28 protein-coding genes are annotated in these 24,917 nt (G+C 72.8%); 14 read left to right on the plus strand and 14 right to left on the minus strand.

Going from position 1 to position 24,917, the window contains the following annotated elements:
- The coding region (frc, locus tag CHF15_RS41650; RefSeq protein ID WP_107418620.1) for a formyl-CoA transferase at positions 1–1,207 on the plus strand (1,207 nt) is incomplete at its 5' end.
- A gap of 285 nt (positions 1,208–1,492) precedes the next feature.
- Complete coding sequence (locus tag CHF15_RS41655; RefSeq protein WP_089229157.1) at positions 1,493–2,887, plus strand: OFA family MFS transporter; 1,395 nt, start codon at positions 1,493–1,495, stop codon at positions 2,885–2,887.
- A gap of 343 nt (positions 2,888–3,230) precedes the next feature.
- On the opposite strand, the gene CHF15_RS41660 is transcribed toward CHF15_RS41655, so the two are convergent.
- Positions 3,231–3,548: a chorismate mutase gene (locus CHF15_RS41660; protein ID WP_089229158.1), complete on the minus strand. Its 318-nt coding sequence runs from the start codon at positions 3,546–3,548 to the stop codon at positions 3,231–3,233.
- A gap of 28 nt (positions 3,549–3,576) precedes the next feature.
- On the minus strand, positions 3,577–4,215 hold the full coding sequence (locus CHF15_RS41665) for a LysE family translocator (protein WP_089229159.1): 639 nt from the start codon (positions 4,213–4,215) through the stop codon (positions 3,577–3,579).
- 71 nt (positions 4,216–4,286) lie between these two features.
- Here CHF15_RS41665 and CHF15_RS41670 point away from each other — a divergent pair, with 71 nt between their 5' ends.
- Positions 4,287–4,802 carry a VOC family protein gene (locus CHF15_RS41670; protein WP_089229160.1) on the plus strand — a complete coding sequence of 172 codons (516 nt, stop codon included), beginning with the start codon at positions 4,287–4,289 and terminating at the stop codon, positions 4,800–4,802.
- Between the two features lie 36 nt (positions 4,803–4,838).
- Here the strand turns inward: CHF15_RS41670 and CHF15_RS41675 are convergent, their stop codons facing one another.
- The 3 genes from CHF15_RS41675 to CHF15_RS41685 form a co-directional block, all read right to left on the minus strand.
- Complete coding sequence (locus tag CHF15_RS41675; protein WP_089229161.1) at positions 4,839–5,519, minus strand: GntR family transcriptional regulator; 681 nt, start codon at positions 5,517–5,519, stop codon at positions 4,839–4,841.
- A gap of 121 nt (positions 5,520–5,640) precedes the next feature.
- A complete protein-coding gene (locus CHF15_RS41680; RefSeq protein WP_089229162.1) occupies positions 5,641–6,600 on the minus strand; it encodes a rhomboid family intramembrane serine protease in 960 nt (319 codons plus the stop codon).
- Positions 6,601–6,654: 54 nt separating this feature from the next.
- Positions 6,655–7,296: a hypothetical protein gene (locus CHF15_RS41685; protein WP_089229163.1), complete on the minus strand. Its 642-nt coding sequence runs from the start codon at positions 7,294–7,296 to the stop codon at positions 6,655–6,657.
- 355 nt (positions 7,297–7,651) lie between these two features.
- Between CHF15_RS41685 and fdhD the strand changes: the two genes are divergently transcribed.
- The 3 genes from fdhD to CHF15_RS41700 all read left to right on the plus strand — a co-directional run bounded on the left by fdhD (position 7,652) and on the right by CHF15_RS41700 (position 10,080).
- A complete protein-coding gene (gene fdhD / locus CHF15_RS41690; RefSeq protein WP_089229164.1) occupies positions 7,652–8,503 on the plus strand; it encodes a formate dehydrogenase accessory sulfurtransferase FdhD in 852 nt (283 codons plus the stop codon).
- Between the two features lie 135 nt (positions 8,504–8,638).
- The gene (locus tag CHF15_RS41695; RefSeq protein WP_089229165.1) at positions 8,639–9,229 is read left to right on the plus strand and encodes a TetR/AcrR family transcriptional regulator; all 591 of its coding nucleotides are present in this window, start codon (positions 8,639–8,641) and stop codon (positions 9,227–9,229) included.
- 2 nt (positions 9,230–9,231) lie between these two features.
- On the plus strand, positions 9,232–10,080 hold the full coding sequence (locus CHF15_RS41700; protein ID WP_089229166.1) for a thioesterase family protein: 849 nt from the start codon (positions 9,232–9,234) through the stop codon (positions 10,078–10,080).
- 24 nt (positions 10,081–10,104) lie between these two features.
- On the opposite strand, the gene CHF15_RS41705 is transcribed toward CHF15_RS41700, so the two are convergent.
- The 4 genes from CHF15_RS41705 to CHF15_RS41720 all read right to left on the minus strand — a co-directional run bounded on the left by CHF15_RS41705 (position 10,105) and on the right by CHF15_RS41720 (position 12,663).
- Positions 10,105–10,467, minus strand: a complete 363-nt coding sequence (locus CHF15_RS41705) for a UBP-type zinc finger domain-containing protein (RefSeq protein ID WP_089229167.1) — start codon at positions 10,465–10,467, stop codon at positions 10,105–10,107.
- 239 nt (positions 10,468–10,706) lie between these two features.
- Positions 10,707–11,342: a hypothetical protein gene (locus CHF15_RS41710; RefSeq protein WP_143681761.1), complete on the minus strand. Its 636-nt coding sequence runs from the start codon at positions 11,340–11,342 to the stop codon at positions 10,707–10,709.
- A gap of 218 nt (positions 11,343–11,560) precedes the next feature.
- Positions 11,561–12,217, minus strand: coding sequence for a hypothetical protein (locus CHF15_RS41715; RefSeq protein WP_245939344.1), 657 nt, complete (start codon positions 12,215–12,217; stop codon positions 11,561–11,563).
- Positions 12,211–12,663: a MarR family winged helix-turn-helix transcriptional regulator gene (locus CHF15_RS41720; protein WP_089229170.1), complete on the minus strand. Its 453-nt coding sequence runs from the start codon at positions 12,661–12,663 to the stop codon at positions 12,211–12,213. The genes CHF15_RS41715 and CHF15_RS41720 overlap by 7 nt, the downstream gene beginning before the upstream one ends.
- A gap of 90 nt (positions 12,664–12,753) precedes the next feature.
- Between CHF15_RS41720 and CHF15_RS41725 the strand changes: the two genes are divergently transcribed.
- The gene (locus tag CHF15_RS41725; protein WP_089229171.1) at positions 12,754–13,128 is read left to right on the plus strand and encodes a cupin domain-containing protein; all 375 of its coding nucleotides are present in this window, start codon (positions 12,754–12,756) and stop codon (positions 13,126–13,128) included.
- A gap of 37 nt (positions 13,129–13,165) precedes the next feature.
- Here CHF15_RS41725 and CHF15_RS41730 read toward each other — a convergent pair whose 3' ends face one another.
- Both CHF15_RS41730 and CHF15_RS41735 read right to left on the minus strand, forming a co-directional pair.
- On the minus strand, positions 13,166–13,759 hold the full coding sequence (locus CHF15_RS41730) for a histidine phosphatase family protein (RefSeq protein WP_089229172.1): 594 nt from the start codon (positions 13,757–13,759) through the stop codon (positions 13,166–13,168).
- Complete coding sequence (locus tag CHF15_RS41735; RefSeq protein ID WP_089229173.1) at positions 13,759–13,950, minus strand: hypothetical protein; 192 nt, start codon at positions 13,948–13,950, stop codon at positions 13,759–13,761. The genes CHF15_RS41730 and CHF15_RS41735 overlap by 1 nt, the downstream gene beginning before the upstream one ends.
- A 115-nt stretch (positions 13,951–14,065) precedes the next feature.
- Here CHF15_RS41735 and CHF15_RS41740 point away from each other — a divergent pair, with 115 nt between their 5' ends.
- Entirely contained in the window at positions 14,066–14,920 is an 855-nt protein-coding gene (locus CHF15_RS41740) for an MBL fold metallo-hydrolase (RefSeq protein ID WP_089229174.1), read from the plus strand.
- 30 nt (positions 14,921–14,950) lie between these two features.
- On the plus strand, positions 14,951–15,322 hold the full coding sequence (locus CHF15_RS41745) for a DoxX family protein (protein ID WP_089229175.1): 372 nt from the start codon (positions 14,951–14,953) through the stop codon (positions 15,320–15,322).
- Positions 15,323–15,360: 38 nt separating this feature from the next.
- On the opposite strand, the gene CHF15_RS41750 is transcribed toward CHF15_RS41745, so the two are convergent.
- A complete protein-coding gene (locus CHF15_RS41750) occupies positions 15,361–16,416 on the minus strand; it encodes a bile acid:sodium symporter family protein (protein ID WP_089229176.1) in 1,056 nt (351 codons plus the stop codon).
- Positions 16,417–16,537: 121 nt separating this feature from the next.
- On the opposite strand from CHF15_RS41750, the gene CHF15_RS41755 reads away from it, so the two are divergent.
- The gene (locus CHF15_RS41755) at positions 16,538–17,392 is read left to right on the plus strand and encodes a LysR substrate-binding domain-containing protein (RefSeq protein WP_089229177.1); all 855 of its coding nucleotides are present in this window, start codon (positions 16,538–16,540) and stop codon (positions 17,390–17,392) included.
- Here the strand turns inward: CHF15_RS41755 and CHF15_RS41760 are convergent.
- Complete coding sequence (locus tag CHF15_RS41760) at positions 17,370–18,344, minus strand: Lrp/AsnC family transcriptional regulator (protein WP_089229192.1); 975 nt, start codon at positions 18,342–18,344, stop codon at positions 17,370–17,372. The two genes, CHF15_RS41755 and CHF15_RS41760, sit on opposite strands and share 23 nt — an antisense overlap.
- A gap of 122 nt (positions 18,345–18,466) precedes the next feature.
- On the opposite strand from CHF15_RS41760, the gene CHF15_RS41765 reads away from it, so the two are divergent.
- From CHF15_RS41765 to CHF15_RS41775, 3 genes are all read left to right on the plus strand, one after another.
- A complete protein-coding gene (locus CHF15_RS41765) occupies positions 18,467–19,990 on the plus strand; it encodes an MFS transporter (RefSeq protein WP_089229178.1) in 1,524 nt (507 codons plus the stop codon).
- 214 nt (positions 19,991–20,204) lie between these two features.
- A complete protein-coding gene (locus tag CHF15_RS41770) occupies positions 20,205–22,037 on the plus strand; it encodes an AMP-dependent synthetase/ligase (protein ID WP_089229179.1) in 1,833 nt (610 codons plus the stop codon).
- Positions 22,038–22,176: 139 nt separating this feature from the next.
- Positions 22,177–23,004, plus strand: coding sequence for an aldo/keto reductase (locus CHF15_RS41775; RefSeq protein ID WP_089229180.1), 828 nt, complete (start codon positions 22,177–22,179; stop codon positions 23,002–23,004).
- Between the two features lie 58 nt (positions 23,005–23,062).
- Here the strand turns inward: CHF15_RS41775 and sph are convergent, their stop codons facing one another.
- Positions 23,063–24,061 carry a sphingomyelin phosphodiesterase gene (sph, locus tag CHF15_RS41780; protein WP_089229181.1) on the minus strand — a complete coding sequence of 333 codons (999 nt, stop codon included), beginning with the start codon at positions 24,059–24,061 and terminating at the stop codon, positions 23,063–23,065.
- A gap of 100 nt (positions 24,062–24,161) precedes the next feature.
- Here sph and CHF15_RS41785 point away from each other — a divergent pair, with 100 nt between their 5' ends.
- Complete coding sequence (locus tag CHF15_RS41785; protein WP_089229182.1) at positions 24,162–24,914, plus strand: class I SAM-dependent methyltransferase; 753 nt, start codon at positions 24,162–24,164, stop codon at positions 24,912–24,914.
- The last annotated feature ends 3 nt before the right edge of the window (positions 24,915–24,917 follow it).

The following is a 24,917-nucleotide window of genomic DNA, read 5'->3' on the forward strand; positions in this document are numbered from 1 at the left end:
TCGTGTTCTGGACATGACGCATGTCCAGTCGGGTCCGTCGGCGACGCAGTTGCTGGCGTGGCTGGGTGCGGACGTGGTGAAGCTGGAGGCGCCCGGGGGTGACATCACCCGGCGTCAGCTGCGGGACGTGCCCGGGGTGGACAGCCTGTACTTCACGATGCTCAACGCGAACAAGCGGAGCATCACGCTGAACACCAAGACCCCGCGCGGACGGGAGATCCTGACCGACCTGATCGCCCGCAGCGACGTGATGGTCGAGAACTTCGGCCCCGGCGCGATCGACCGGATGGGCTTCACCTGGGAACGCATCCAGGAGATCAACCCCCGCATCGTGTACGCCTCGATCAAGGGCTTCGGGGACGGCCCCTACACCGCGTTCAAGGCCTACGAGGTCGTCGCGCAGGCCATGGGCGGCTCGATGGCCACCACCGGCTTCGAAGGCGGCCCGCCGATGGCCACCGGCGCACAGATCGGCGACTCCGGCACCGGAGTCCACGCCGTCGCCGGGATCCTGGCCGCCCTCTACCAGCGCACCCACACCGGACGCGGACAACGCGTCCAGGTCGCCATGCAGCACGCCGTCCTCAACCTGTGCCGCGTCAAACTCCGCGACCAGCAACGCCTGGCCCACGGACCACTGGCCGAATACCCCAACGAGGACTTCACCGACGAAGTCCCCCGCTCCGGCAACGCCTCCGGCGGCGGACAACCCGGCTGGGCGGTCAAATGCGCCCCCGGCGGCCCCAACGACTACGTCTACGTCATCGTCCAACCCGTCGGCTGGCAACCCCTGGCCCAACTCATCGGCCACCCCGAACTCGCCGACGACCCCGAATGGGCCACCCCCGAAGCCAGGCTCCCCAAACTCGCCAAGATGTTCCAGCTCATCGAGGAATGGACCACCACCCAGCCCAAATGGCGGGTCCTCGAAGAACTCAACCGGCACAACATCCCATGCGGGCCGATCCTGTCCACCAAAGAGATCATCGACGACGAAAGCCTCAAGGCCAACGAAATCGTCGTCGACGTCGACCACCCCGAACGCGGCACCTACACCACCGTCGGAAACCCCCTCAAACTCTCCGACTCACCCACCACCATCCACCGCTCACCCCTCCTCGGCGAACACAACCACGACATCTACACCACCGAACTGGGTCTCTCCGCCGAGGAGCTGACCGGGTTGCGGACCGACGGGGTGATCTGAGGGATGGCGGACACCATGCGGCGCGAAAACGTACCGTCGCACACCACAGAGCAACCGGTGGCGGTGCCAGGCACCGTCCACCGGTGGGCCGGGGCAGCGGGACTGCCCTGACCGAGGCACCACCCGTGACGGGACCGGGCCGCGTGAACCACGCGGACCGGAGCCGCCGCGGAGCACGAAAAGAGCACGGGGGCCGGCACGGGTCGGTCTCCACGGAGACCGACCCGTGCCGGCCCCAGCCAGGGGGCGCTGGCCAGACTCTTTCGAGGCAGGGGAATCATGACAATGGCGTCAACGACATCGACGTCCCAACGACCCGTCACCTATCGAGAGGTGACCGACCACAACGGCCGGATGTACCGCGTCGGCGAGACCGACATCGACATCATGGGCCGTAAGCGCAAGTGGATGGTCATCCTGCCGTGGGTAGGCATGATGGGCATCAGCTCGGCGGAGTACGCGTTCGCGTCCGCCGAGGAGACGCTCCACACCGCACACGCGTGGAGCAGCCTGCACATCTTCTGGATGCTCGGGGTCTGGGTGTTCTTCCAGGCCGCGGTGGCCTTCCCGGCGGGCAAGCTGCGTGAGTCCGGGAAGCTGCCGGCGCGCTACGCGATGATGTGCGGCGCCCTGGGCACCTTCCTGGGCTATCTGTCGCTGGCGTACGCACCGCACGTCGTCGTCGCGTACATCGGCTTCGGCATGTTCAGCGGCATGGGCGCCGGCATGGTGTACGCGACCTGCGTGAACATGGTCGGCAAGTGGTACCCGGAGCGGAAGGGAGGCAAGACCGGCTTCGTCAACGGCGGTTTCGCCTACGGCTCGGTGCCGTTCGTCTTCCTCTTCACCGGCTACATGAACCTGACCAACTTCCGCTGGGTGCTGGTCTCGGTCGGCATCTTCCTGGCGGCGACCGTCGCGGTGGCCGGCTACTTCTTCAAGGACCCGCCGAAGAACTGGTGGCCCTCGGAGATCGACCCGCTGAAGGTGCCGGACGACCCGCGGACCCGGCGTGCGCTGGAGAAGAACCCGCCCGCCGTCCGCCAGTACACCCCCGCCGAGGCGTGGCGTACCGGCCGGGTCGCGCTGATGTGGTTCTGCCTGCTGTGCACCTCGGGCGTGAACATCTTCGGCATCGCCTTCCAGGTCGACATCGGCGATGAGGCCGGATTCGCCGGCGGGATCGTGGCCACGGCCATGTCCCTGAAGGCGATCGTCAACGGCACGGGCCGCGGAGTCATCGGCTGGCTGTCCGACCGCTACGGGCGCAAGCAGTGCCTGATCTTCGTCTGCCTCGTCCTCGGCCTGTCGCAGTACGGCATCCTGTGGTCGGCGGACATGAAGAACCTGCCGCTGTTCCTGATCTTCTCGTCCATCTCCGGCTTCGGCGGCGGCGCGATCTTCCCGATGTTCGCGGCGATGACGGCCGACTACTTCGGTGAGAACAACAACGCGTCCAACTACGGCCTGGTCTACAGCTCCAAGCTGGTCTCGGGTCTGCTCGGCTCCGGCATGGGCGCCTACGTGGTCAGCCACTGGGGCCACAGCGGGGCGTTCACCCTGGCGGGTTCGATCTCGCTGTTCGCCGGCTTCGTGGCTCTCTTCCTCACCCCGCCGGGACGGCCGAGGAAGAAGGACATCACGCCCAATCCCCAGCCCACCAGCAGGGAGGCGATCTGACGTGACCACCGGAGAGCACCCGGCGCTCCGGCACGGCACCTCGTGCCCGACGACCGGGTGTCCCTCCCGTCCACCGCGGCGTCCCCGGACCACCCCCGTGTCCCAGGCCCCGTCGTCAAAGTAGCGTCGGCCGCCCGGAGGGCGGGGCCCGCGGTGTCTGGTGCGGTGCATCGCAAGGCGGAGAGTCGTCCTCGTAGTGGGCTACTCGGACGATTCGACAACGCAGCGAGGCGCCGTGCCAGGCACCGCGGGGCAGGCGGGACTTTGACGACGGGGCCTGAGAGCGTGCCGGTGTGACGTGGGCCCCGGTCGTGGAACTCCACGGCCGGGGCCCACGCGGCGCTCAGCCCGAGCGGTCGGCGGCGATCGCCTTGTGGTGCCGGATGACCTCTTCGACGATGAACTTCAGGAACTTCTCCGCGAAGGCCGGGTCGAGGTGCGCATCCTCGGCCATCCGCCGCAGCCGTTCGATCTGCTCGGCCTCGCGCCCCGGATCGGCGGGCGGCATGTTGTGCGCCGCCTTCAGCTCGCCCACCTGCTGTGTGGCCTTGAAGCGTTCCGCGAGGAGGTGCACCAGGGCCGCGTCCAGGTTGTCGATGCTGCCGCGCAGGTGGCGCAGCCGCTGCAGGGCGGCCGTGTCGTCCGCGTGTCCGTCGTCCATCCGCCCAGCCTAACCAGCGGGACGCGGATCAGTCGGTACGTCCCGTCGCGGCGACGGTCACGCCGAGGCCGATCATCGCAAGGCCGCCCGCACCGCCGACCAGCGAGAGGCGGCGCGGGGAACGGGCGAACCACGAACGGGCCGCGGCCGCCGCGAGGCCCATGGTGCTGTCCGAGACGAGGGCGATCGCGTTGAAGACCAGGCCGAGCAGCAGCATCTGCAGGGTGACGTGCCCGGCGGCGCGGTCGACGAACTGCGGCAGCACCGCCGCGTAGAACACCATCGTCTTGGGGTTCGAGACCCCGACCACGAAGCCCTCGCCGAGCGTGCGCAGCGCGCCGCGCGCCGCCCCCGCGTCCCCCGGCGTCATGGCGAGGTTCCCGCGGTGCCGCAGCGCCTTCACGCCGAGATACACCAGGTAGGCCGCACCGGCCAGTTTGAGGGCCGCAAACAGCAGCGCCGAGCGCTCCACGACCGGGCCGACGCCGAGGGCGACCGCGACCACCAGGACGTACGAGCCGAGCGTGTTGCCGGCGACGGAGGTCAGCGCGACGCGACGCCCGTGGGCGAGCGCGCGGCCGATGACGAAGAGGACGCTGGGGCCGGGGATCACCACGAGCACCAGCGATACCAGGGCGAACGCCACGAGTCGGTCGAAGGACACCATGCCCGGAGGCTAATCGGGTATAACTTCCCGCGCACCGCATTAAGCGCGGGTACGAGGAGGCGGGATCGATCATGGGTGAGCCGCAGGGCGAGCAGTTGGCGGCCGTACGGGCACGACGGGAGGAGCTTCGCGGGAGGTATCTGCACGAGCCCGCGGCGCGACCGGCGACGCGGGCGGCGGGGGTGCACCACGTCGCGTTCATCTGCCGGGACGTCGAGGAGACCATCCGCTTCTACCAGGAGTTCCTGGGCTTCCCGCTGGTGGAGCTGGTGGAGAACCGGGACTACGCGGGCTCCAGCCACTTCTTCTTCGACATCGGCCACGGCAATCTGCTGGGGTTCTTCGACTTCCCCGGCCACGACCACCCCGATCAGCACGAGACGATCGGCGGGCTGCAGCACCTGGCACTGTCGGTGACCGCCGAGCAGTTCACGGAGGCGAAGCGCCGGCTGGACGAGACCGGGACGGAGTACCTCGGGCCGGACCGGGGCGTGGAGGACAGCCTCTACATCCGCGATCCCAACGGGGTCAACGTGGAGCTGTACCGGGAGGATCTCGGCCGGTTCGACGGCAAGCCGCTGTTCTGAGCCGCCGGCGCCCGGCGGGGCGGGCCGGGGGCGCGGTCAGTCCTCGTGGGCCCGCTGGTGGTACGAGGTCCTGGTGTGCTCGGTGTGCACGCGCATGACCTGCTGGGCCCGCTCGCCGTCGCGTTCGGCGATGGCGGCGATCAGCTCGCGGTGCTCGACCCAGGACTGCATGCCGCGCTGCCGGGCGACCGGGGTGTAGTACCAGCGCACGCGCCGCTCGACCTGCCGGGCGAGTTCGGCGAGCACCGCGTTCCCGGCGAGTTCCATGACGCAGGCGTGGAGGGCGGCGTTGGCCGCGACGACCGCGTCGACGTCGTCGGCGGCCACGGCCGCCTCGCCCGTCTCGCACAGCTCCTCGAGCCGCTCCAGGCCCTTGGAGGTGGCGTTGGCCGCGGCGAGGCGGGCCGCCTCCGTCTCCAGCAGGGCGCGGACGACCAGGAGTTGGTCGGCCTCCTCGTCGGTGGGCTCGTGGACGAAGGCCCCCTGGGCGGGGCGCAGGTCCACCCATCCCTCGGTGTTGAGCCGCTGCAGGGCCTCGCGTACGGGCTGGCGGGACACCCCGAGGTGGCCCGCGAGTTCGGTCTCCACCAGGTGCTGCCCGGGGGTGAGCGAGCGGGTGATGATCAGCTCGAGCAGCGCTTCGTACACCTGCTCGCGCAGGGGCCCCGGACGCTGGAGCTTGGGCACGGATCCCTGCGACAGCCCGCTGGACAGCATCTGTGCCCCAACCTTTCCCGGGGATGATTGGCTTTCGTCTACAGTCTACGCGCGCCAAGCGCAGGCGTGGACACCGGGCCCGATCGTGACCCGCTTCACACTTCCGGCGCCGCGCCCCCCGCTATGCGGCGCCGGTGAGCTGTGAGGTCTTCAGGACGACCAGGGTCACCAGCACCAGCAGCATCACGGCCATCCCCGCCGCCTGCCACACGCCGCGGTGCCTGCGGGGCGCGTGGGCCAGGACGAGCCCGAGCGCGCCGCCGGTGAGCAGGCCGCCGAGGTGGCCCTGCCAGGAGGTGACGGCGGCGGAGACGGCCATCCAGACCAGCAGGCCGATCAGGAGCTGCCGCCCGCCGATCGGGTCGTTGCGCAGACGCCTGCTGAGGAAGAAGTAGGCGGCGCCCAGGCCGAAGATCGCGCCCGAGGCGCCGACAGCACCCTGGTGCGGGGCGATCAGGTACACCAGCACGGAGCCGCCGAGGGCGGAGAGCAGGTAGAGCGAGACGAAGCGGATCCGCCCCAACTGGGCCTCGACGGCCGGGCCGAGGGTCCACAGCGAGTACATGTTGAACAGGATGTGCAGGATCCCGAAGGTGCCCTGGCCCGGCGGCTGGTGGAGGAAGGCCGAGGTGATGAGCCGGTACCACTCGCCGTGGGCGATGCCCACGGCCTCGAAGCCGGGGTACACCGCGCCGTCGTACACGTACGCCGCGCCGTCGGGGCCCAACAGCCCCTGCCCCAGGCCGCCGAACCGCGCGACGAGGTCCGAGCGGACCAGTTCGCCGAGATAGGCGGCGATGTTGAGGGCGATCAGGATCTGCGTCACCACGGGCACGCCCGAGGTCGCCACCCGGCCGCCGAAGACGGTTCGCGCCTCGCGGACGCTCCTGCCGCCCTCCTTCACGCACTCCGGGCAGTGGTGGCCGACCGCCGCCTCGCGCATGCAGTCCGGGCATATGAAGCGGTCGCAGCGAGTGCAGCGCACATACGTCTCGCGCTTGGGATGGCGGTAGCAGGTGGTGACCGGCGGCTCGGTGCCCTGGTCGGTGTCCGTGGTGCTCACGAGCGCGAGGCCCCCCATGCGGCGTACGGGACGGTGGAGTCGCACGTTTGTACCCAGCCCGGACGCAGTGCGTCAAACCCCTCCGGTCTGCGCCTCCATGCGCACACCGGAAGCCCGGTCGACGAGGACGACGGTGACCACGGTCAGGTCGGCGGCGTCGTTCCCGCCGGGGTCCTGGGAGACGAGGTCTCCCATGGTGACCCCCGGGCAGACGGCGGCGTCCGGGAGTTCGACGACGAGGTGGAGGAAGTCGTCCTCCGTCACGCGGACGGTGCCGGTCGCGGAAGGGGCCTGGCCGGCTTCGTACATCAGCGCGTCGATCCGCGCGGTAAGACCGCGGGCGCCGGCGAGGAGGCCGCCGCCGCGTCCGGCGTGCACCTGCACGGTGACCGCGCCCGTCAGCGGGGTCCGCAGCGTCAGCGCGTGCCGGTCCGGTCCGGGGGAGATGGTGAGGCGCACCTTGAAGGTCGGCTTTCCCTTCATCCGCGGGAGGTTGTCCGTGCCGTAGCTCCCGACGACCATGCCCGGCGACCCGCCCGGCCCGCCGACCTGGCGCGCCGCGCCCTTGCCGCACTCCCCCGGGCGGGACACCGCAGCCGCCCGTCGCGGACCGCCGTCCCAGGCCAGGTGGACGACCAGCAGGGCCGCGGCGGCAAGCGGGAGTCCGATGCGCCACCACGCCCCCCGGCCCACCGCGAACGGTTTCCCGGCCACCGCACACCTCCCCACCCGTATGGCGTCCGGCGTTCGCCGTCCGCCTTCCGCCGTGGGCCCGATGCTATTCCGCGGCTGCCGGGGGGCGGTCACCGCCACCGGTTCCGTACTCCCGTGGAACCCCCGAAGAGCTCCCGTCGGCCCGCCGGCGACCGGACCGCGGCGGGGACCGCTTTTACGACCCCTTGACCCCAAGGAGACGAATACTGTACACAGTATTCGTCCGGGAGCTGACAGCCCGGACCGGCGGACTCGTCGAGGTGGCCTCACCGGACTACGGCGCGGTCACCCGTGGCAACCTCTGTATCAAGGGCCTATGCGGCTTCCAGCACGTACAGAACCGGGACTGATCGACATGGGACGGGTCACCGAACGGCGTCGGGTACTGAGGATCAGGGACGGAGCGGTCGACCACCGGGCGGACACCCTGGTCGCCGAGGAACCGCTGGAGATCCGGCTCAACGGCAAGCCACTCGCGATCACCATGCGCACCCCCGGCGACGACTTCGCGCTCGCCGCGGGCTTCCTGGTCAGCGAGGGCGTGCTCGGCGGCGCGGACGAGCTGGCGAACATCGTGTACTGCGCGGGCGCGACCGTCGACGGGTCGAACACCTACAACGTCGTCGACGTGCGCCTCGCCCCCGGGGTCCCCGTCCCCGACATCACACTGGAGCGCAACGTCTACACGACGTCCTCCTGCGGCCTGTGCGGCAAGGCCAGCCTCGACGCCGTGCGCACCACGGCGCGTTGGCCCATCGCCGACCCCTCGCCGCTGCGGCTCGAACCCGGGCTGCTGTCCGCGCTCCCCGACCGGCTGCGCGCCGCGCAGCGGGTCTTCGACCGGACCGGCGGCCTGCACGCGGCCGCGCTCTTCACGGGCGAGGGCGAACTGCTCGACGTCCGCGAGGACGTCGGCCGCCACAACGCCGTGGACAAGCTCGTGGGCCGCGCCCTGCAGCAGGACCTGCTGCCGCTCGCCGGGAAGATCCTCATGGTCTCCGGGCGGGCCTCCTTCGAACTCGCCCAGAAGGCCGTGATGGCCGGCATCCCGGTCCTCGCCGCCGTGTCGGCCCCGTCCTCCCTCGCCGTCGACCTCGCCGACGAGTCCGGACTCACCCTCGTCGGTTTCCTGCGGGGCACCTCCATGAACGTGTACGCGGGCGAAGAACGGATCGCCCTGCCCGCGCCTGCGGCCGGGCGGGTCTGACCCGTCGCAGCACGCGTACACGCGTGCAGGACCGGCCGGCGAGGTAGCGCCCCCTGCGCCGGCCGGTCCCGCCGTGACCGAGGACGGGAAGACCCGAGGTAGACACTGTCCACCTCGGAGTGGACACTGTCCACCATGACCACCGCCCCCCGCGCGCGCCTGCTCGACGCCGCCCTCGCCGTCCTGGACGACGAGGGCGTCGAGGGGCTGACCCTGCGGGCCATCGCACGCCGCGCCGAGGTGTCGCACGGAGCGCCGCTGAAGCACTTCCCGCACCGGGCGGCGCTGCTGTCCGCCGTGGCCACCGTGGGGTTCCGGGAGCTCAACGCCCGCGCCGGGGCGGCCGTACGGGAGTGTCCCGAGGGGGCCTCGGCGGCCGCACGGCTGCGGGCCGGGTCCCGCGGCTACGTGGCGTACGCGCTGGGACGGCCGGCGATGTTCACCCTGATGTTCCGGCACGACCTGCTGGACCCCCGGGACCGGGAACTCGGCCGGGCCGGCATGTCGGCCTTCGACGACCACCTCCTCGTGCTCGTGCGCGCCGCGCAGGCGGAGGGCTGGCGGCCCGGGGCGGACACCCGGGCACTCACCGGCGCCGTGTGGTCCGGCCTGCACGGTGTGGCGCAGCTGTGGCTGTGGGGCTCACTGGCCCTGGGCACCGGCGCCGCGTCCATCGACGAAGCGCTCGACGCGCTCTTCACCTCGTTCGACCTCAAGGAACACTGACGATGCACGAGAAGTACGGATTCGACCGCGAGACCGCCGTCACGGCACGTCCGGGCGAGCCCTCGGTCTACGACGCCGACCTCCACGAGGGCTGGCGGATCGGCATGGGCGTCAACGGCGGGCTGCTGCTCGCCCTCGCCGGCCGGGCCCTCGCCGAGGAACTGGGCGGCGACGGGCAGGGGCACCGCGATCCGTTCTCGATCAGTGCCTACTACCTGTCGACGTCCCTGCCGGGCCCGGTGACCGCCCGCACGGAGACGCTGCGCCGCGGCCGCACCGTCTCCACCGGGATGGTGTCCCTCGTGCAGGACGGCGAGGAGCGGCTGCGGGCGATAGCGACCTACGGCGACCTGGACGGCCACGACCACGCGGGCGACGTACGCACCTCTGCCACTCCCCCGCAGATGCCGCCGCCGGAGCAGTGCGTCGGGACCGAGGCGGCACCCCCGGAGTTCCTGAAGAGCTCCCCCATGCTGGAGCGCATCGAGCTGCGGCTGGACCCGGACACCGTCGGCTGGGCGGTCGGCGCCCCCTCGGGCCGCGGCATCGTGCAGGGCTGGCTGCGGATGCCCGACGGCCGCGAGCCCGACCCGCTGATGCTGCTGCTCGCCGTGGACAGCCTGCCGCCGGTCAGCATCGACCTGGGGATACCGGGCTGGGCGCCGACACTGGAGCTCACCGCGCACGTGCGGGCCAGGCCCGAGCCGGGGTGGCTGCGGCTGAAGCACTCCACCCGCAACTTCGCGGACGGCTACATGGAGGAGGACGCCGAGGTCTGGGACTCGGCCGGCCGTCTCGTGGCGCAGTCCCGTCAACTGGCCCGGGTGCGGCTGCCGCAGGGCGCCGCGTAGCGGGAGTTTCCCCGGGCCGCGGCGTCAGTGCAGCTGCGCCTGCCAGTCCTCGGGGACCTTGCCCGCGGGGCCCGGGGAGGGCTGGCCCTCGGGGCGGGAGTTCGGCGGGGTCAGTGCGGGACCGTCGTAGTACTCCTCGGTCTCGACGTTCCAGTACCAGTTCTCACCGGGCTCGTAGCTGGTGATGAACGGGTGGCCCTCCTCCTGCGCGTGCCGCGTGGCGTGCTGGGAGGGCGAGGAGTCGCAGCAGCCGATGTGCCCGCACTGCGCGCAGCGGCGCAGGTGCAGCCACCAGCCCGGCCCCTGGCCGGCACCGCAGTCGGCGCACCCCTCGCCGCTCGGCCGGGCCGCCGGGTCGATGCCGGGGATCGTGACGTCGTCCGCCATGGTGGACCCGCCTCCTTAACCGCGATCACGTTCTCCTGGCATGCTAACCGCCCTCACGTGCCGCCACCGGGCGAAACGGGACGGCCCCCTGGGCGGCCTCCGGCGCCCCGTTCGGCGCTGCGCCTACCGCTTCGCGCGGCGGTGCAGCACGGTACGGGGATGCCGGACGAAGGCCCGCAGGCGCCCGGCGTATCCCGGTCCGCGCAGCCACCACGGCAGCCGGCGCAGCGGCACGAACGTCAGGATGTCGTCATGGGCCTCGGTCCCTGGCGGCAGGCCTCGCAGCAGTTCCAGGCAGCGGTCGTCGACGGTGGCTGCAGCCGGGCGACGTGGGCCAGGGCCACCACGCCCTGATGGCGCAGTTCCTCGTGCGGCGCCTCCAGCGCGCGGGCCACCCGCGGCAGGATCGCGTCGGCGTCCGGATGCGTGAGCGCCAGCCCGATGACCGCCACCCCCACCAGGGGCTCCCCGCGCTCGAAGGCCGCGTCGACCTCCTCGGGCCGGTCCGTCCCCATCAGGGCCGAGGAGTCCGCCCAGTTCATGCCCCGCCCGTCCGCCGCCCGCCCGACGAGGAACTCCTGCCGCCCGGCGGCGTCCGGCTCTCCGCGCCGTAGCCCCTCCAGATACGCCCAGACCCGGCCGGCCTCCGGACCCGCCTCGGCGGCGGCCTGCCGCCACACCTCCGGGTCCGCCTCCGCCAGGGCTGCGAACCTTCCGCCGAGTTCCCCCAGGTCGCACCCGCGCAGGAACGCCAGCCATCGCGCGTCCTCGTCCGTCACGCGGCCGGTGACACAGCCGACGGCCAGTTCGCCGGGTTCCAGCGCGACCGCGAAGCGGACGAACTCGGCCGGTACGGGGGCGGGGTGAGCGGTCATGAGCGCCGAGGCTATCCCGTCGTGCCCGGTGCCGGCCCGCCGATTTCCCCGGTCTCCGGCGGGGCCGGCGACGGCGGCGAACACCCCCGTAGGGCGGTGGATTCAGGGCTTCAGGACTGGCGAGGTCGCGTGAGAGGGCGAAGGGCTCTCCGGCGAGCCGGTGGCGGACGCCCGACAGCCGCGCAGGGGCCGGCGCCGGGCTCGACGAGAAAGGGCGTTCACCGCGCCTCGTCGATCCAGCCGTCGTCGAGGGTGGGCGCGTCGTCGTGCACGACGAACTCCTCCTCGACCTCCACCGCCGGGAACCCCGCCCCGGCGAGTTCCCCGAGCAGGTCGTCGAGTCGCCGGCGCGCCTCGGGGCGGCCGACGTCGCGGCAGCGCTGGGTGACGAAGCGCTCGTGGCCGCCCTCGCCGAGGTCGCGGCGGGCGTTGCGGGAGACGTGCGCGGCGTGCCGTCCGGCGATCGCCCGGACCTCGTCCAGACGGGCGGCCCGATCGGTGAGGACGAGCTTCACGTGGTGCTCGAAGTACGTGCCGGGCGGCAGGGCGCGGGCCTCCTGGCCGGTGCGGGGGACGCCGGTGTTCCAGGGCGCGGCCTCGATCTTCACGCGTGCGACGCCGACGCCCTCGGCGCGCAGCCGTCCGGTCCACCGCTCGGCGGCGGCGCGCTGCTCGGGGAGGGCGCCGCGGCCGCGCAGCGTCAGCATGGGCTGGTCGGGGGTGGCGCCCCGGTCGAGCACGATGCGGGTGTACTTGAGGCCGTTGCGCTCCGCCCAGTGGCGTATCCGCTCCTCGTCCCCGGGCCGCGGTGCGGGCAGCGTGAAGTGGGTCTCGAAGTCGCCGGTGACGTCCATCGCCGGGGTGCCGGCTACCACGTCGGCCGGACCGGGCCGCCCGGGGCGAGCCGCCCGAGGTCCGCGGTGAGGGCGCGCAGCCGGTCCTCGCCGAGCAACCCGGCCCAGGGGCGTACGGCGTCGGCCGCGGCCTGCTCCGCGGCGCGGGTGCAGGCGCGGCCGCGCTCGGTGAGGACGACGAGCCGTGCGCGGGCGTCGTCCGGGTGGGGGCGGCGTTCGGCGTAGCCCTTGGCCTCGAGTTCGTCGACGAGCTGCCCGGCCGCCTGACGGGTCACCCCGAGGTGTGCGGCGAGTTCGGTGACGGTCGCGCCGCCCGCCGCCATCCGGGCGAAGGCGAAGCCGTGGGCGGGCCGGAGGTCGTCGAAGCCGCGTACGAGGACGCCGTCGTGGATGGCGGCGGTGAGGGCGCCGGCGGCGGCGAGCAGGTTGACGCCCAGGGCCATGGCCAGGGCCTCTTCGTCCTTCATGCGGCCACCTTGACACAGTGCGCAAGCAGCTTGAGCATATAGGCAAGCAACTTGCTCAAGTTGCTTGCCTATCAGGGAACAGGAGCCCGCATGCCCGTCGTCCGTTCCTCTGACGCCGTCGTCCACGACCTGCACGGCGTCCGCTTCGTCTCGTACGCCTGCACCGCCACCGGCAGCACCGAACTGTGCGCGTGGCGCGGCGAGGTGCCGGCCGGAACCGCCGGTCCCGCGCACACCATCAGCCGCGAGGAGGTCTTCCTCGTCCTGTCCGGCGGCCCGCGCCTGACCATCGACGGCGAGGCGTACGACCTGTCCCCCGGCGACGTCGCCACGGCGCCCGCCGGCTCGCGCCTGGCCCTGGAGAACCCCGGCGACGGCCCCGCCTCCGTCTGGGTGACCACGGGCGTCGGCCTGGAGGCGGTGCTCGCCGACGGGTCGCGGATCAGCCCGCCCTGGGCCCGCTGATCCCGCTGATCACGCCGGCACCTCGCGGCTCAGCGCGTCACTGCAGGTGCGCGGTGTCGTTCCAGAGGGTGATCGCGGGGTCGCCGTACTCCCAGCCGAGGACCGACAGCGAGGCCGGGGCAAGGCTCAGGACCATGCCGCGCATCGGGTCCAGCCGCAGCCAGCGGGCGGCCAGGGTGCGCAGGAAGTGGCCGTGGGCGAAGACGACCGCGTCGCTGTCCTCCTCCTTGACCCAGGCCACGACCTCGTCCGCGCGGTTGGCGACCTGCCACGAGGTCTCGCCCCCGACGACCCCGTCACGCCAGATCACCCAGCCCGGGCGCTCCTCCCGGATCTCCGAGGAGGTGCGGCCCTCGTACTCGCCGTAGTCCCACTCCCGCAGCGCGTCCCAGGTCTGCGCCCGGTCGCCGAACCCGGCGAGTTCGCAGGTGTCGCGGGCGCGCACGAGGGGGCTGGTGCGGACCCGGGCGCCCGGGAAGTCGTGCCAGGGGGCCCGGGCGAGGCGCTTGCCCAGCAGGCGGGCGGCCTCCCGGCCCTCCTCGGTGAGCGGGATGTCGGTCCTGCCGGTGTGCTGGCCGCTCTTGGACCACTCGGTCTGGCCGTGCCGGACGAGCACGAGGCGCGGAGCCATCAGGGAGCCACCTCCATGGGGACGGCCGCGATGTCGTTGCCGTCGGGATCACTGGCGCGAGCGCGGTCGCACGCGCGGTCTCCCGGCTGCCGCCGGGGCGCGTGCCGCGAGGTGCCCCGGCCGGCGTCGCGGCCCCGGCCGGGGACGCCGATATGGTGGATGGACGTCGCCACCGCTGCCTCCGAGGTCACGTGGACAGTGTCCCTCCCGACCGGTGGGACGCACAAAACGGTGCCCGCGCCGCCCGGCGGAACGGACCTCGGGCCGGACCGGCCGGCGCCACGACTGCCCGCGGGAGAACACGCCATGAACGCATCCGCCCCTCCGGCGCCGGAGCCGCTCGACGTGCGCTGGATCCACGGGTCGCCGTCGGCGAAGCACAACACCGATCCCGACATCCAGGTGTTCGAGTACGACGAACGCACCTTCATCCTGCGGCAGAACAAGGCGGTCCACTACGAGGCACCGTTCCTCTTCCTGCTCTTCGGGGACGACCGCGCGGTGCTCCTGGACACCGGGGCCACGCCGCAGGAGGAGTTCTTCCCGCTGCGGGAGGTCGTGGACGAGCTCTTCGAACTGCGGCCGCCCGCACTGCAGCGGCCGGGCTACCAGCTGCTGGTGCTGCACACCCACGCGCACGGCGACCACGTCGCCGGCGACGCGCAGTTCACCGGCCGCCCGGACACCGTCGTGGTGCCGGCGGACCGCGACAGCGCCTGGGGCTTCCTCGGCTTCACCGAGGACCCGGACCGCATGGCGCGCCTTGACCTCGGCGGGCGGGTACTGGAATGCCTGGCCACACCCGGCCACCACGCCTCGGCCGTCACCTACTACGACCCGGCGACGGGCTTCCTGCTGACCGGCGACACCGTCTACCCGGGACGGCTGTACGTGGCGGACTGGGCCGCCTTCCGGCGCAGCATCGACCGGCTGGTCGCCTTCGCCGCGGAGCGGCCGGTCACGCATGTGCTGGGCTGCCACGTCGAGATGACCCGCGAGCCGGGCGTGGACTACCCGGTCCGCACCACCCACCAGCCCGACGAGCCGCCGCTGGAGATGACCGTGGAGCAGCTCCACGAGATCCGGCGGGCGATCGAGGAGATCGGCGACCGGCCGGGACGCCACCCCTACCCGGGGTTCGTCATCTGCCGCGAGGACTGAGCGCCTTCGAACGTACGGCACACTGTGCGGGTGTTCGCACTCGCCATCGCGCTGACCGTCCTCCTCCTGCTGGAAGCCGTCCCCTCCGCGGTCGCCCAGCTGACCCGCGCGCGGCCCGGCCTGGAGCGACTCGACGAGCTGACCCGGCTGGGCGTCCTGGAGGGACGGCGCCTGTGGGTGCCCACGCTCCTCGGCACGCTGCACACGCTCGGCTCCGCCGCCGTGCTCGTCGGCGTGTGGCACCCTCCCGTCGGCATCGCCGGGGCGGCGCTGGAGGCGGGGATCTTCGCCTGGGTGCTGGTGCGGCAGCTGCGTTCCGGTGACCGGGGGCGTGCCCTGTTCGCGTACACGCCGTTCCTGGCGATGGCGCTGGCGGTCCTCGTGGCCGACGCCGTGCGCTGAGCGGGCCGGCCGCCCCTGCCGTACGGCCGGCCCCGGGCTCACCTGCGGCCGGCCACGACCTCCCGGGGCCGCGCGGCGGCCGGGGAGGCGGCGGGTGCGGCCGGGGATGCGGCGGGTGCGGCCGCCTCCGCCTGGCGGGCCCACCGCTTGGCGAGGACCGCGCACACCATCAGCTGCATCTGGTGGAAGAGCATCAGCGGCAGCACCATCAGCCCGGCCTGGGCCCCGAACAGCACGGTGGCCATGGGCAGTCCGGCCGCCAGGCTCTTCTTCGACCCGGCGAAGACGATGGCCACCCGGTCCTCGCGGGGGAAGCCGAGCCTGCGCGAGCCGTACGTGGTGAGGCCGAGCATCGCGGCCAGCAGCAGGGCCTCGACCAGCACCAGTCCGAGCAGGCGCAGCGGCGTGACCTGGTGCCAGATGCCGCGCACCACGCCCTCGCTGAACGCGGTGTAGACGACCAGCAGGATCGAGCCCCGGTCGACCAGGCCGAGCACCTTCTTGTGGCCGGTGACGAAGCCGCCGATCCACCGCCGCAGCAGCTGGCCCGCCATGAAGGGCACCAGCAGCTGCAGCACGATGCCGAGGACCGCGTGCGCCGACAGGCCCGCACCGCTGCCGCCGAGCAGCAGCGCGGCCAGCAGCGGGGTGATCACGAGCCCGGCGAGGCTGGAGAAGGAGCCGGCGCAGATGGCGGCGGCCACGTTGCCGCGGGCGACGGAGGTGAAGGCGATCGAGGACTGGATCGTCGAGGGCACCAGGCACAGGAAGAGCAGCCCGGTGTGCAGCTCGGGCGTCAGCAGGAACGGCACCAGTCCGCCCGAGGCCAGCCCGAGCAGCGGGAAGGCGACGAAGGTGGCGGCCAGGACGGTGCCGTGCAGGCGCCAGTGGCGCAGTCCGTCCATCGCCTCGCGGGTGGAAAGGCGCACGCCGTAGAGGAAGAAGAGCAGCCCCACCGCTCCGGTGGACGCCCCGCCCGCGAGATGGGCGCCGGTGCCCCGGGCGGGCAGCAGGGCCGCGAGGAGCACGGTGCCGAGCAGCGCCGCGATGTACGGGTCCACAGGGAGCCAGGACGGGTAACGCAGGCGGCGCATGGTCTTCCTCAGGTGCTGGACGGGGCCCTCTCCAGAGTGCCCGCTGACCGGGCGATCGTAAATGACTTTGACCGCACTCACTGTCATCACATATTGCGATGGGCGGCGGTAGGCTGGCGGTGTGTTCGATCCCGTGCAGCTGCGGACCTTCGTCGCCGTGGCCCAGACGCTGAGCTTCACCCACGCCGGCCGCCGGCTGGGCCTGCGCCAGTCGACGGTGAGCCAGCACGTGCGCAAGCTGGAGGAGGCCGCCGGCCGGCGGTTCTTCACGCGCGACACACACAGCGTGGAGCTGACCGAGGACGGCGAGGCCATGCTCGGCTTCGCCCGGACGATCCTGGAGGCGAACGAGCGCGCGGCGGGCTGGTTCGCGGGCACGCGCCTGCGCGGCCGGCTGCGCCTGGGCGCCTCGGAGGACTTCGTCCTGACCCGGCTGCCGGAGATCCTGGAGCGCTTCCGGCGCGACCACCCCGAGGTGGACCTGGAGCTGACGGTGGAGCTGTCGGCCACCTTGCACCGGCAGCTGGCCGCCGGCCGGCTGGACGTGATACTCGGCAAGCGCGCGGCCGGGGACACCCACGGCCAACTGGTGTGGAGCGACCGGCTGGTGTGGATCGCCGGGGAGCGCTACCGCCCCGAGGCCGAGCGGCCCGTCCCGCTGATCCTCTACCCGGCCCCGGCGATCACCCGGGCGCGGGCGCTGGAGGTCATGGAGCGCAACGGCCGGGCGTGGCGCATCGCGTGCACCAGCGGCTCGCTGAGCGGGCTGATCGCCGCGGCCCGTGCGGGGCTCGGGGTGATGGCGCACGCCGAGGGGCTGATCCCGCCCGGTCTGGTGCGGGTCGCGTCCCGCGCGGGACTGCCGGAGCTCGGCGGGGTCGACTTCGTGCTGCTGCACGGGCGGCGGCGGCCCGCGGCGCAGGAGGCGGCGGACGCCCTCGCGGCGGCGATCCTCAGCGGATCCCTTCGGTCGTGATCTGCTTGACCAGGCGCAGCGACGGCACGGTCTCCACGTGCCGGACCCCGTCCAGGGCGCCGACGCACTCGCTGAGGTAGCGGTAGAGCTCCGGCGTGCTGCTGCAGATGACCACGGCGACGAGGTTGGACGAGCCGGTGGTCGCCGCGACATAGGCGGTCTCGGGGTGCGCGGCCAGCGCCTGCCCGACGGAGGACAGGGCGGCGGGGGCGGCCGTGATCCAGAAGATGGCGCGGGTGTCGTGGCCGATCCACGCCGTGTCGAGCTGCACGTCGGTGTAGAGCACGCCCGAGCCGCGCAGTTGCTCCAGCCGGCGCTTGGCCGCCGACTCCGACAGCCCGGTGGCGCGGTGCAGTTCGGGGTAGGAGGCACGCCCGTCCCTGGCCAGGACGGCCAGCAGGGCCTCGTCCGTGGCGTCGAGGACCACGGTGCCGGACGGCGGCTCGGGCGGGGGCGGCCGCAGCGCGGCGACCTCCGCGTCGGTGAGCGCGCCGCGCTTGGCGAACCAGCCCAGGGCGCCGCCGTAGAAGGTGTGCAGGATGCTGTGGGCGCCGATCTCCACGATGCTCGGGGTGCGCGGCAGGCGCCCGAGCAGCAGCGCGTCGTGCTCGTCGTGGCTGCGCGGGCGCGTCACGCACATCACCTCCGTGCCGCCCGACATCAGCGAGATCCACGCGGTGTCGTCCCGCCTGGCCAGGGCCTTGGCGAGGGACTCGGCCGCCTCGGGGGTGCTGCGCAGCCGCAGCGCCCAGCGGGTGCGTCCGAGCAGCTCCTGCTCGGGCAGCCCGAGCACGCGCATCCCGAGGTCTGCGCGGAGCCGGCGGTAGCGGCGGGCCACGGTCTGGTCGGAGACCCCGAGGACCTCGGCGATCCGGCTGAAGGGGGCGCGCCCGTCGAGCTGCAGGGCGTGCAGCAGCCGCATGTCCAGCCCGTCGAGGGTGTGGGAATCCATCGTCCGATCCTCCTCCATGTCGGATTCCGTCGCGATATGGCCTGCAGCTGGAGGAAGCCCGGGTGTTCTCGCGAAGGTACGGAGGACCACCACGATACGGAAGAACGGAACGGAGAAGGACCATGCGCAAGTGGGGACCGCTGGTCGCGGTCTGCCTGGGCACCTTCATGCTGCTCATCGACGTGACGATCGTCGTCGTCGCACTGCCCGACATCGCGGACGCCCTGGACGCCTCGCTGTCCGAACTCCAGTGGATGATCGACGTCTACGCGCTGGCGCTGGCCGCCCTGCTGCTGGGAGCCGGCTCCGCGGCCGACGTGATCGGGCGGCGCAGGATGTACGTCGCGGGCACCGCCCTGTTCGCGGCGGCCTCCCTCGCCTGCGGGCTCGCGCCCGGAGCGGGGGCCCTGGTGGCGATGCGAGCGGTGCAGGGGGTCGGCGCGACGGCCATGTTCGCCACCACGCTCTCGCTGCTCGGCGCGGCCTACCAGGGCCGCGACCGGTCGGTGGCGCTGGGCGTGTGGGGCGCGGTCAGCGGCGCGGCGGCGGCGCTCGGGCCCGTGCTGGGCGGGCTGCTGACCCAGGCGCTGGACTGGCGCTGGATCTTCTACGTCAACCTGCCCGTGAGCGTCGCGGCGATCGCCCTGACGCTGCGGGTGGTGAAGGAGTCGCGCGGACACGGCGGGGCCCGGATCGACTGGCCGGGCACGGCGTCCTTCACCGCGTTCGCCGGGCTGCTCACCTTCGCCGTGATCCGCGCGGACGAGGCCGGCTGGGCCTCGGCCCGTACGGCGTGGACGTTCGGCGGCGCGGTGGCGGCGCTGGTGGTGTTCGTGGCGGTGGAGCGGCGGGCCGCGCAGCCGATGCTGGACCTGGCACTGTTCCGCAGCCCCTCCTTCACCGCGATCATGGTCGGCGCGCTGGCGCTCAGCGGGACGGCCTTCGGCTTCCTGCCGTACACCTCGCTGTGGCTGCAGACGCTGCTCGGCCTGAGCCCGGTCCGCGGCGGCCTGGTGCTGATACCCCTGGCGCTGGCGGCGTTCGTGGCCTCGGCGGTGAGCGGCCGGTTCCTGCACGGTGCGCCGTCCCGCCTGGTGATCGGCGGCGGGATGGTGCTCATCGGGGCCGGCGCGCTGGCGCAGGCGGTGCTGGACGCCGGTTCCGGCTGGGGTGCGCTGACCGCGGGCCTGGTGGTGGCGGGCCTCGGCGTCGGGCTGGTCAATCCGGCGATCGCCGGTGCCGCGCTCGCCTCCGTGCCGCCGCGGCGGGCGGGCATGGCGGGCGGCGCGGTCAACACCTTCCGGCAATTGGGGTACGCGCTCGGCGTCGCCGTGTTCGGCACCCTGCTCTCCACGCGGATGGAGCACTCGCTGCGCGACGCCGGGGCCCCCGACCCGCACGCGGCGGCCCGCGCCCTCGCGGGCGGCGGCGCACGCGAACTGCTGGCCCGGGTCCCCTCCGGCCGGCGCGATGCGGCGGACCAGGCGCTGCACGCCGCCTTCGCCTCGGGCCTGAACGCGGCGGCCCTGGCGGCGGGTGCCGCTGGACTGCTGGCGGGCGCGGTCGTGCTCGTCCTGGTCCGCGAACGGCCGATCGGGGCGCCGGCGGCGGCCCCCGAGCCGGTGGGGGCTGTAGAGCGGCCGTGATCCCCCCGAGGGGATTTGGTGCAGAGTCCGGGCGGACCTCGGTCCGCCCGGAAACCGTCCTCCCGCGCCATGTTCCTTGCGGTAACCGGGAATCGGCTCGTCACGCGAGTGTGAGGGAGCCCACGCGGGCCTTCACAGCCGAATGTCACACCCCTCCCCACCCCACGTGGTATCGGGTACGTTCTGTGACCGCCGAGGCGGTCGAGGAGCGACGTTGCGCGAGTTCACCATTCCCCCACTGGTGACGGCACCCCAGGTCGGTGGTCTGGCGGACGCCGTCTTCGTCAATGCCGACGAAGAGCCGGACCGGATCGTGCTGAGCCGCCGCACCGGAGCGGACGGCGCGGACTGGGAACACGTCACGGCCGCCCGGTTCCGGGACGAGGTCCTCGCGGTCGCCAAGGGCCTGATCGCCCAGGGGATCCGCTTCGGCGACCGGGTCGGCCTGATGTCCCGGACCCGCTACGAGTGGACCGTGCTGGACTTCGCGCTGTGGGCGATCGGCGCCCAGCCCGTCCCCATCTACCCGACCTCGTCCTCCGACCAGGTCCGCTGGATGCTGCACGACTCCGAGGCGGTCGCCTGCGTGGTCGAGCACGAGGACCACGCGATGACGATCGGCGCGGTCGTCGACGAACTCCCCCATCTGACACGGCTGTGGCAGCTGGACTCCGACGTGCTGTCCGAACTGGCCCGGCACGGCCTCGCCGTCGACGACGACCTGGTGCACCGCTACCGCAAGGCGGTCACGCCGGACGCCATCGCGACGATCATCTACACCTCGGGCACCACCGGCCGCCCCAAGGGCTGCGTGATCACCCACGGCAACTTCATGTCCGAGAGCGACAACGTCGTCGCCCGGTACGAGCCGGTCTTCCACAGCAAGCGCGGCGACGAGGCCTCCACCCTGCTCTTCCTGCCGCTCGCCCACGTCTTCGGGCGCATGGTGGAGGTCGCGGCCGTACGCGCCAAGGTCCGGCTGGGCCACCAGCCCAACCTGGCCGCGGCCGAGCTGCTGCCCGCCATGGCCTCCTTCAAGCCGACCTTCGTGCTCGCCGTGCCGTACGTCTTCGAGAAGGTCTTCCAGGGCGCCCGCCGCAAGGCCGAGGCGGGAGGCAGACTCGGGCCCTTCGAGAAGGCCGTCGAGGTGGCGGTGCGGCACGCCGAGGCGACCGAGGCCCGCGCCTTCGGCACCGGCCCCGGCCCCAGCACCTCGCTGCGGATGCAGCACCAGCTGTACGAGAAGCTGGTCTACGGCAAGGTGCGCGCCGCCCTCGGCGGCAAGGTCCGGCACGCCTTCTCCGGCGGCTCGGCGATGGACCGGCAGCTGGGCCTCTTCTTCGACGGCGCGGGCGTGCGCATCTTCGAGGGGTACGGGCTCACCGAGAGCACGGCCGCCGCGGTCGCCAACCCGCCCGAGCAGACGCGTTTCGGCACCGTGGGCGTGCCCATCCCGGGGACCACGGTGCACATCGCCGACGACGGCGAGATCTGGGTGTACGGCGGCCAGGTCTTCGGCGAGTACCTCAACAACCCCAAGGCCACCGCGGAGGTCCTGCACGACGGCTGGCTCGCCACCGGCGACCTCGGCGCGCTCGACGAGGACGGCTACCTCACGATCACCGGGCGGAAGAAGGAGATCCTGGTGACCAGCGGCGGCAAGTCCGTCTCGCCGGTGGTGCTGGAGGACCGGGTGCGCTCCCACCCGCTGGTCTCGCAGTGCGTCGTCGTCGGCAACGACCGGCCCTTCATCGGCGCGCTGATCACCCTCGACCCCGAGGGCGTCGGGCACTGGCTGAGCATGCGGTCCAAGCCGCAGCTGCCGATCGCCAAGCTGATCCGCGACCCCGACCTGGAGACGGAGATCCGGCGGGCGGTGGTCGCCGCCAACACGCTCGTCTCCCAGGCCGAGTCGATCCGCACCTTCCGCATCCTGGCCGGGCAGTTCTCGGAGGAGGGAGGGCTGCTCACACCGTCGCTCAAGCTGAAGAGAAGGGCGATAGAGAAGGCCTACACCCGCGAGATCGAGGCCCTCTACCACTCGTAGAGCGGCTCTTGGGAAGGTTTGGAGGGCGGCTCGCGGGGCGGCTCGTGGGGCGGGCGCCGGGGAATGCCGCCGCCGCGGAGATCGTTGAACGAGGGACAGACCTCGAGTCCGACTCCGACGAAGTGAGGACGACCTGCTCGTGAGCAAGGTTCCCGACATCACCCTGAACAACGGCGTGACCATGCCGCAGCTCGGCTTCGGCGTCTGGCAGGTCCCGGACGACGAAGCCGCCACCGCGGTCGCCGCGGCCCTGGAGGCCGGCTACCGCAGCATCGACACCGCCGCGCTCTACCGGAACGAACAGGGCACCGGCCGCGCCATCGCCGCCTCCGGCATCCCGCGCGAGGAACTGTTCGTCACCACCAAGCTGTGGAACACCGACCAGGGCCACGACAACGCCCTGCGCGCCTTCGACGCCTCCCTCGGCAAGCTCGGCCTGGAGTACGTGGACCTCTACCTGATCCACTGGCCCGCGCCCGCCCGCGGCCTGTACCTGGAGACCTGGCGCGCCCTGGAGAAGATCCACGCAGACGGCCGCGCCAGGGCCATCGGCGTGTCGAACTTCCCGGTGGCCCAGCTGCGGCACCTGCTCGACGAGGGCGGCGTCGCACCCGCGCTCAACCAGGTCGAACTGCACCCCCACCTCCCGCAGACCGAGCTGCGGGCCTTCCACGCGGGCCACGGCATCGCCACCGAGGCCTGGTCGCCGCTCGGCCAGGGCCGCGGGCTGCTCGACGAGCCGGCGCTCGCCGCGGTCGCCGCCAAGCACGGCAGGACCCCGGCCCAGGTCGTCCTGCGCTGGCACCTGCAGATCGGCAACGTCGTGATCCCCAAGTCCGTGACCCCGTCGCGGATCCGGGAGAACATCGACGTCTTCGGCTTTGAACTCGACGGCGAGGACCTGGCCGCGATCGACGCCCTCGACAACGGCGGGCGCCTCGGCCCGGACCCGTCCTCCTTCAACTGACGTACACACGCCGCGGGGCGGCGGCCTGCCCGGCCGGGCGGGCCGCCGCCCCGCGCGCTCACACGTCGCCGGCGACCAGCGGGTAGTGGTCCGAGTAGTCGTCGAAGGTGTAGGTGGTGCCCCAGCTGGTGACCGACCAGCGCGGGGAGTGCTCGTCGACCACGCGGTTGTTCCAGCGGGCGGGGCGGGCGTGGCCGTTGCGCAGGAGCGCGTGGTCGAGGCGCTGTGCGGGGTCGTCGGGATAGCGGTCGTAGGCGACGGAGTTGGTGGCGGGGTCGAAGCTGGCGACCGGCCCGGGGTCGGCGTCGGGCGCGGCGACGTCCAGGTCGGCGAGCATGCGGGCGTACTCGGCACCGCCGGCGTCGGTGTTGAGGTCGCCCGCGACGACCACCGGCTCGGCGGCCGGAATCGCGCGGGCGTCGAGGAAGGCGTCGATCTCCCGGTTCTGGGCCGCGCGGACGCTCGCGGCCTCACCGCTGCCGCATGCGGAGTCGTCGGCCTGGGTGTGGGTGCCGACCACGTGGACCCGGGTGCCGTTCACGTCGAGGACGGCGTACACGAAGCCCTTGTTGGAGAACCAGTCCGCGCCGCACGCGTCGCCGTAGACATGCTGGACCTTCTCCAGGATCGGCCACTTGCTGAGGATCGTCACCCCGCCGTCCTCGGGCGTGAGCGAGCTGTACGCGCCCTCGGTGCGGTCCCAGCCGCTCTTGGACCTGCCGAGCACCGGGGTCTGGTAGGGGTAGCGGCCTTTGAGGTTCGCCTGCAGCCGGTCGGACGCGCCGTTGTCGAACGCCTCCTGGAAGACCAGGACGTCGGCGCCCTGGACGTAGCCGGAGGCGGCTATCAGGTCGGCGCGCTGCAGCTGGCCCCAGTTGGGGTAGAGCGTGCGCGGCAGCATCATCACGTTGCTGGTGACCAGCCGCAGCTGGGGCGCCGCGGCGGTGGCCGCGGGGCCGGCCGCCGGCGCCGCGGTCGCGGTTCCGGTGCCGGCCGCGCCGGCGGACGAGGCGAGGAGCAGGACGAATGCGCAGGCGGCGGCTCTGCCGTGTCTCACGGGCCCTCCTGGAGTCGGATGGAGCTCGGTCGCGGAACAGGCGTGAGACTAGGGGCAGTTGGTTACCGCCGGGTAGATGGCGGGCGGCTAACCTACGGGCGTGCTGGACTACGAGGAACAGGCAGCGGTCTACGACGCCACCCGCGGCGGCGTCCCCCGGGCAGAGGCCGCGGCCACGGCGGTGCTCGGGCTGATACCGCGAGCGGCCCGGACCCTGCTCGACATCGGCTGCGGCACCGGTCTGGTCACGGCCCACTACACCGGCCGCCCCGGGCTGCGCGTGCTCGGCGTCGACGCCGCCCTGGCCATGGCCCGGCTCGCCGCGGGCCGGGTGGGGCCGGGGATCGTCCAGGGCGACGTACGCCGGCTGCCGTTCGCGACCGCCTCGCTCGACGCGGTGACGGCCGTGTGGGTGCTCCATCTGCTGCCGGACGCGCCCGCGGTGATCGCCGAGTGCGCCCGGGTGCTGCGGCCCGGCGGGGTGCTCGTCACCACCGTCGACAAGGACGCCGGGCACGACGTGGGCAGCGACGTCGACGCGCTCCTCGCGCCGTTCCGCACCCGGGAGGCGCACGACGCGGAGGAAGGGGTGGTGCGCCAGGCGGTCGCGCACGGCCTGCGCCCGGCGGGCGGGGCCCGCTTCGCCGGCCACGGCCAGGGCCGCACCCCGCGCGACCTCGCCACCCGGATCGCGGCGGGCGAGTTCGCCTCCGCGCTCGCCCTGCGCGACGGCGACACGGAGGCCCTCGCCGGACGCCTGGCCGCGCTGCCCGAACAGGACACGGCCCGCCCCGACCCGGTCTACCGGCTCCTCGCGCTCGCCAAGGACTCCCCTACAGCGGGGGCTCGTTGAGCA

It is taken from the genome of Actinacidiphila glaucinigra (genome assembly GCF_900188405.1).
Classification (GTDB): domain Bacteria; phylum Actinomycetota; class Actinomycetes; order Streptomycetales; family Streptomycetaceae; genus Actinacidiphila; species Actinacidiphila glaucinigra.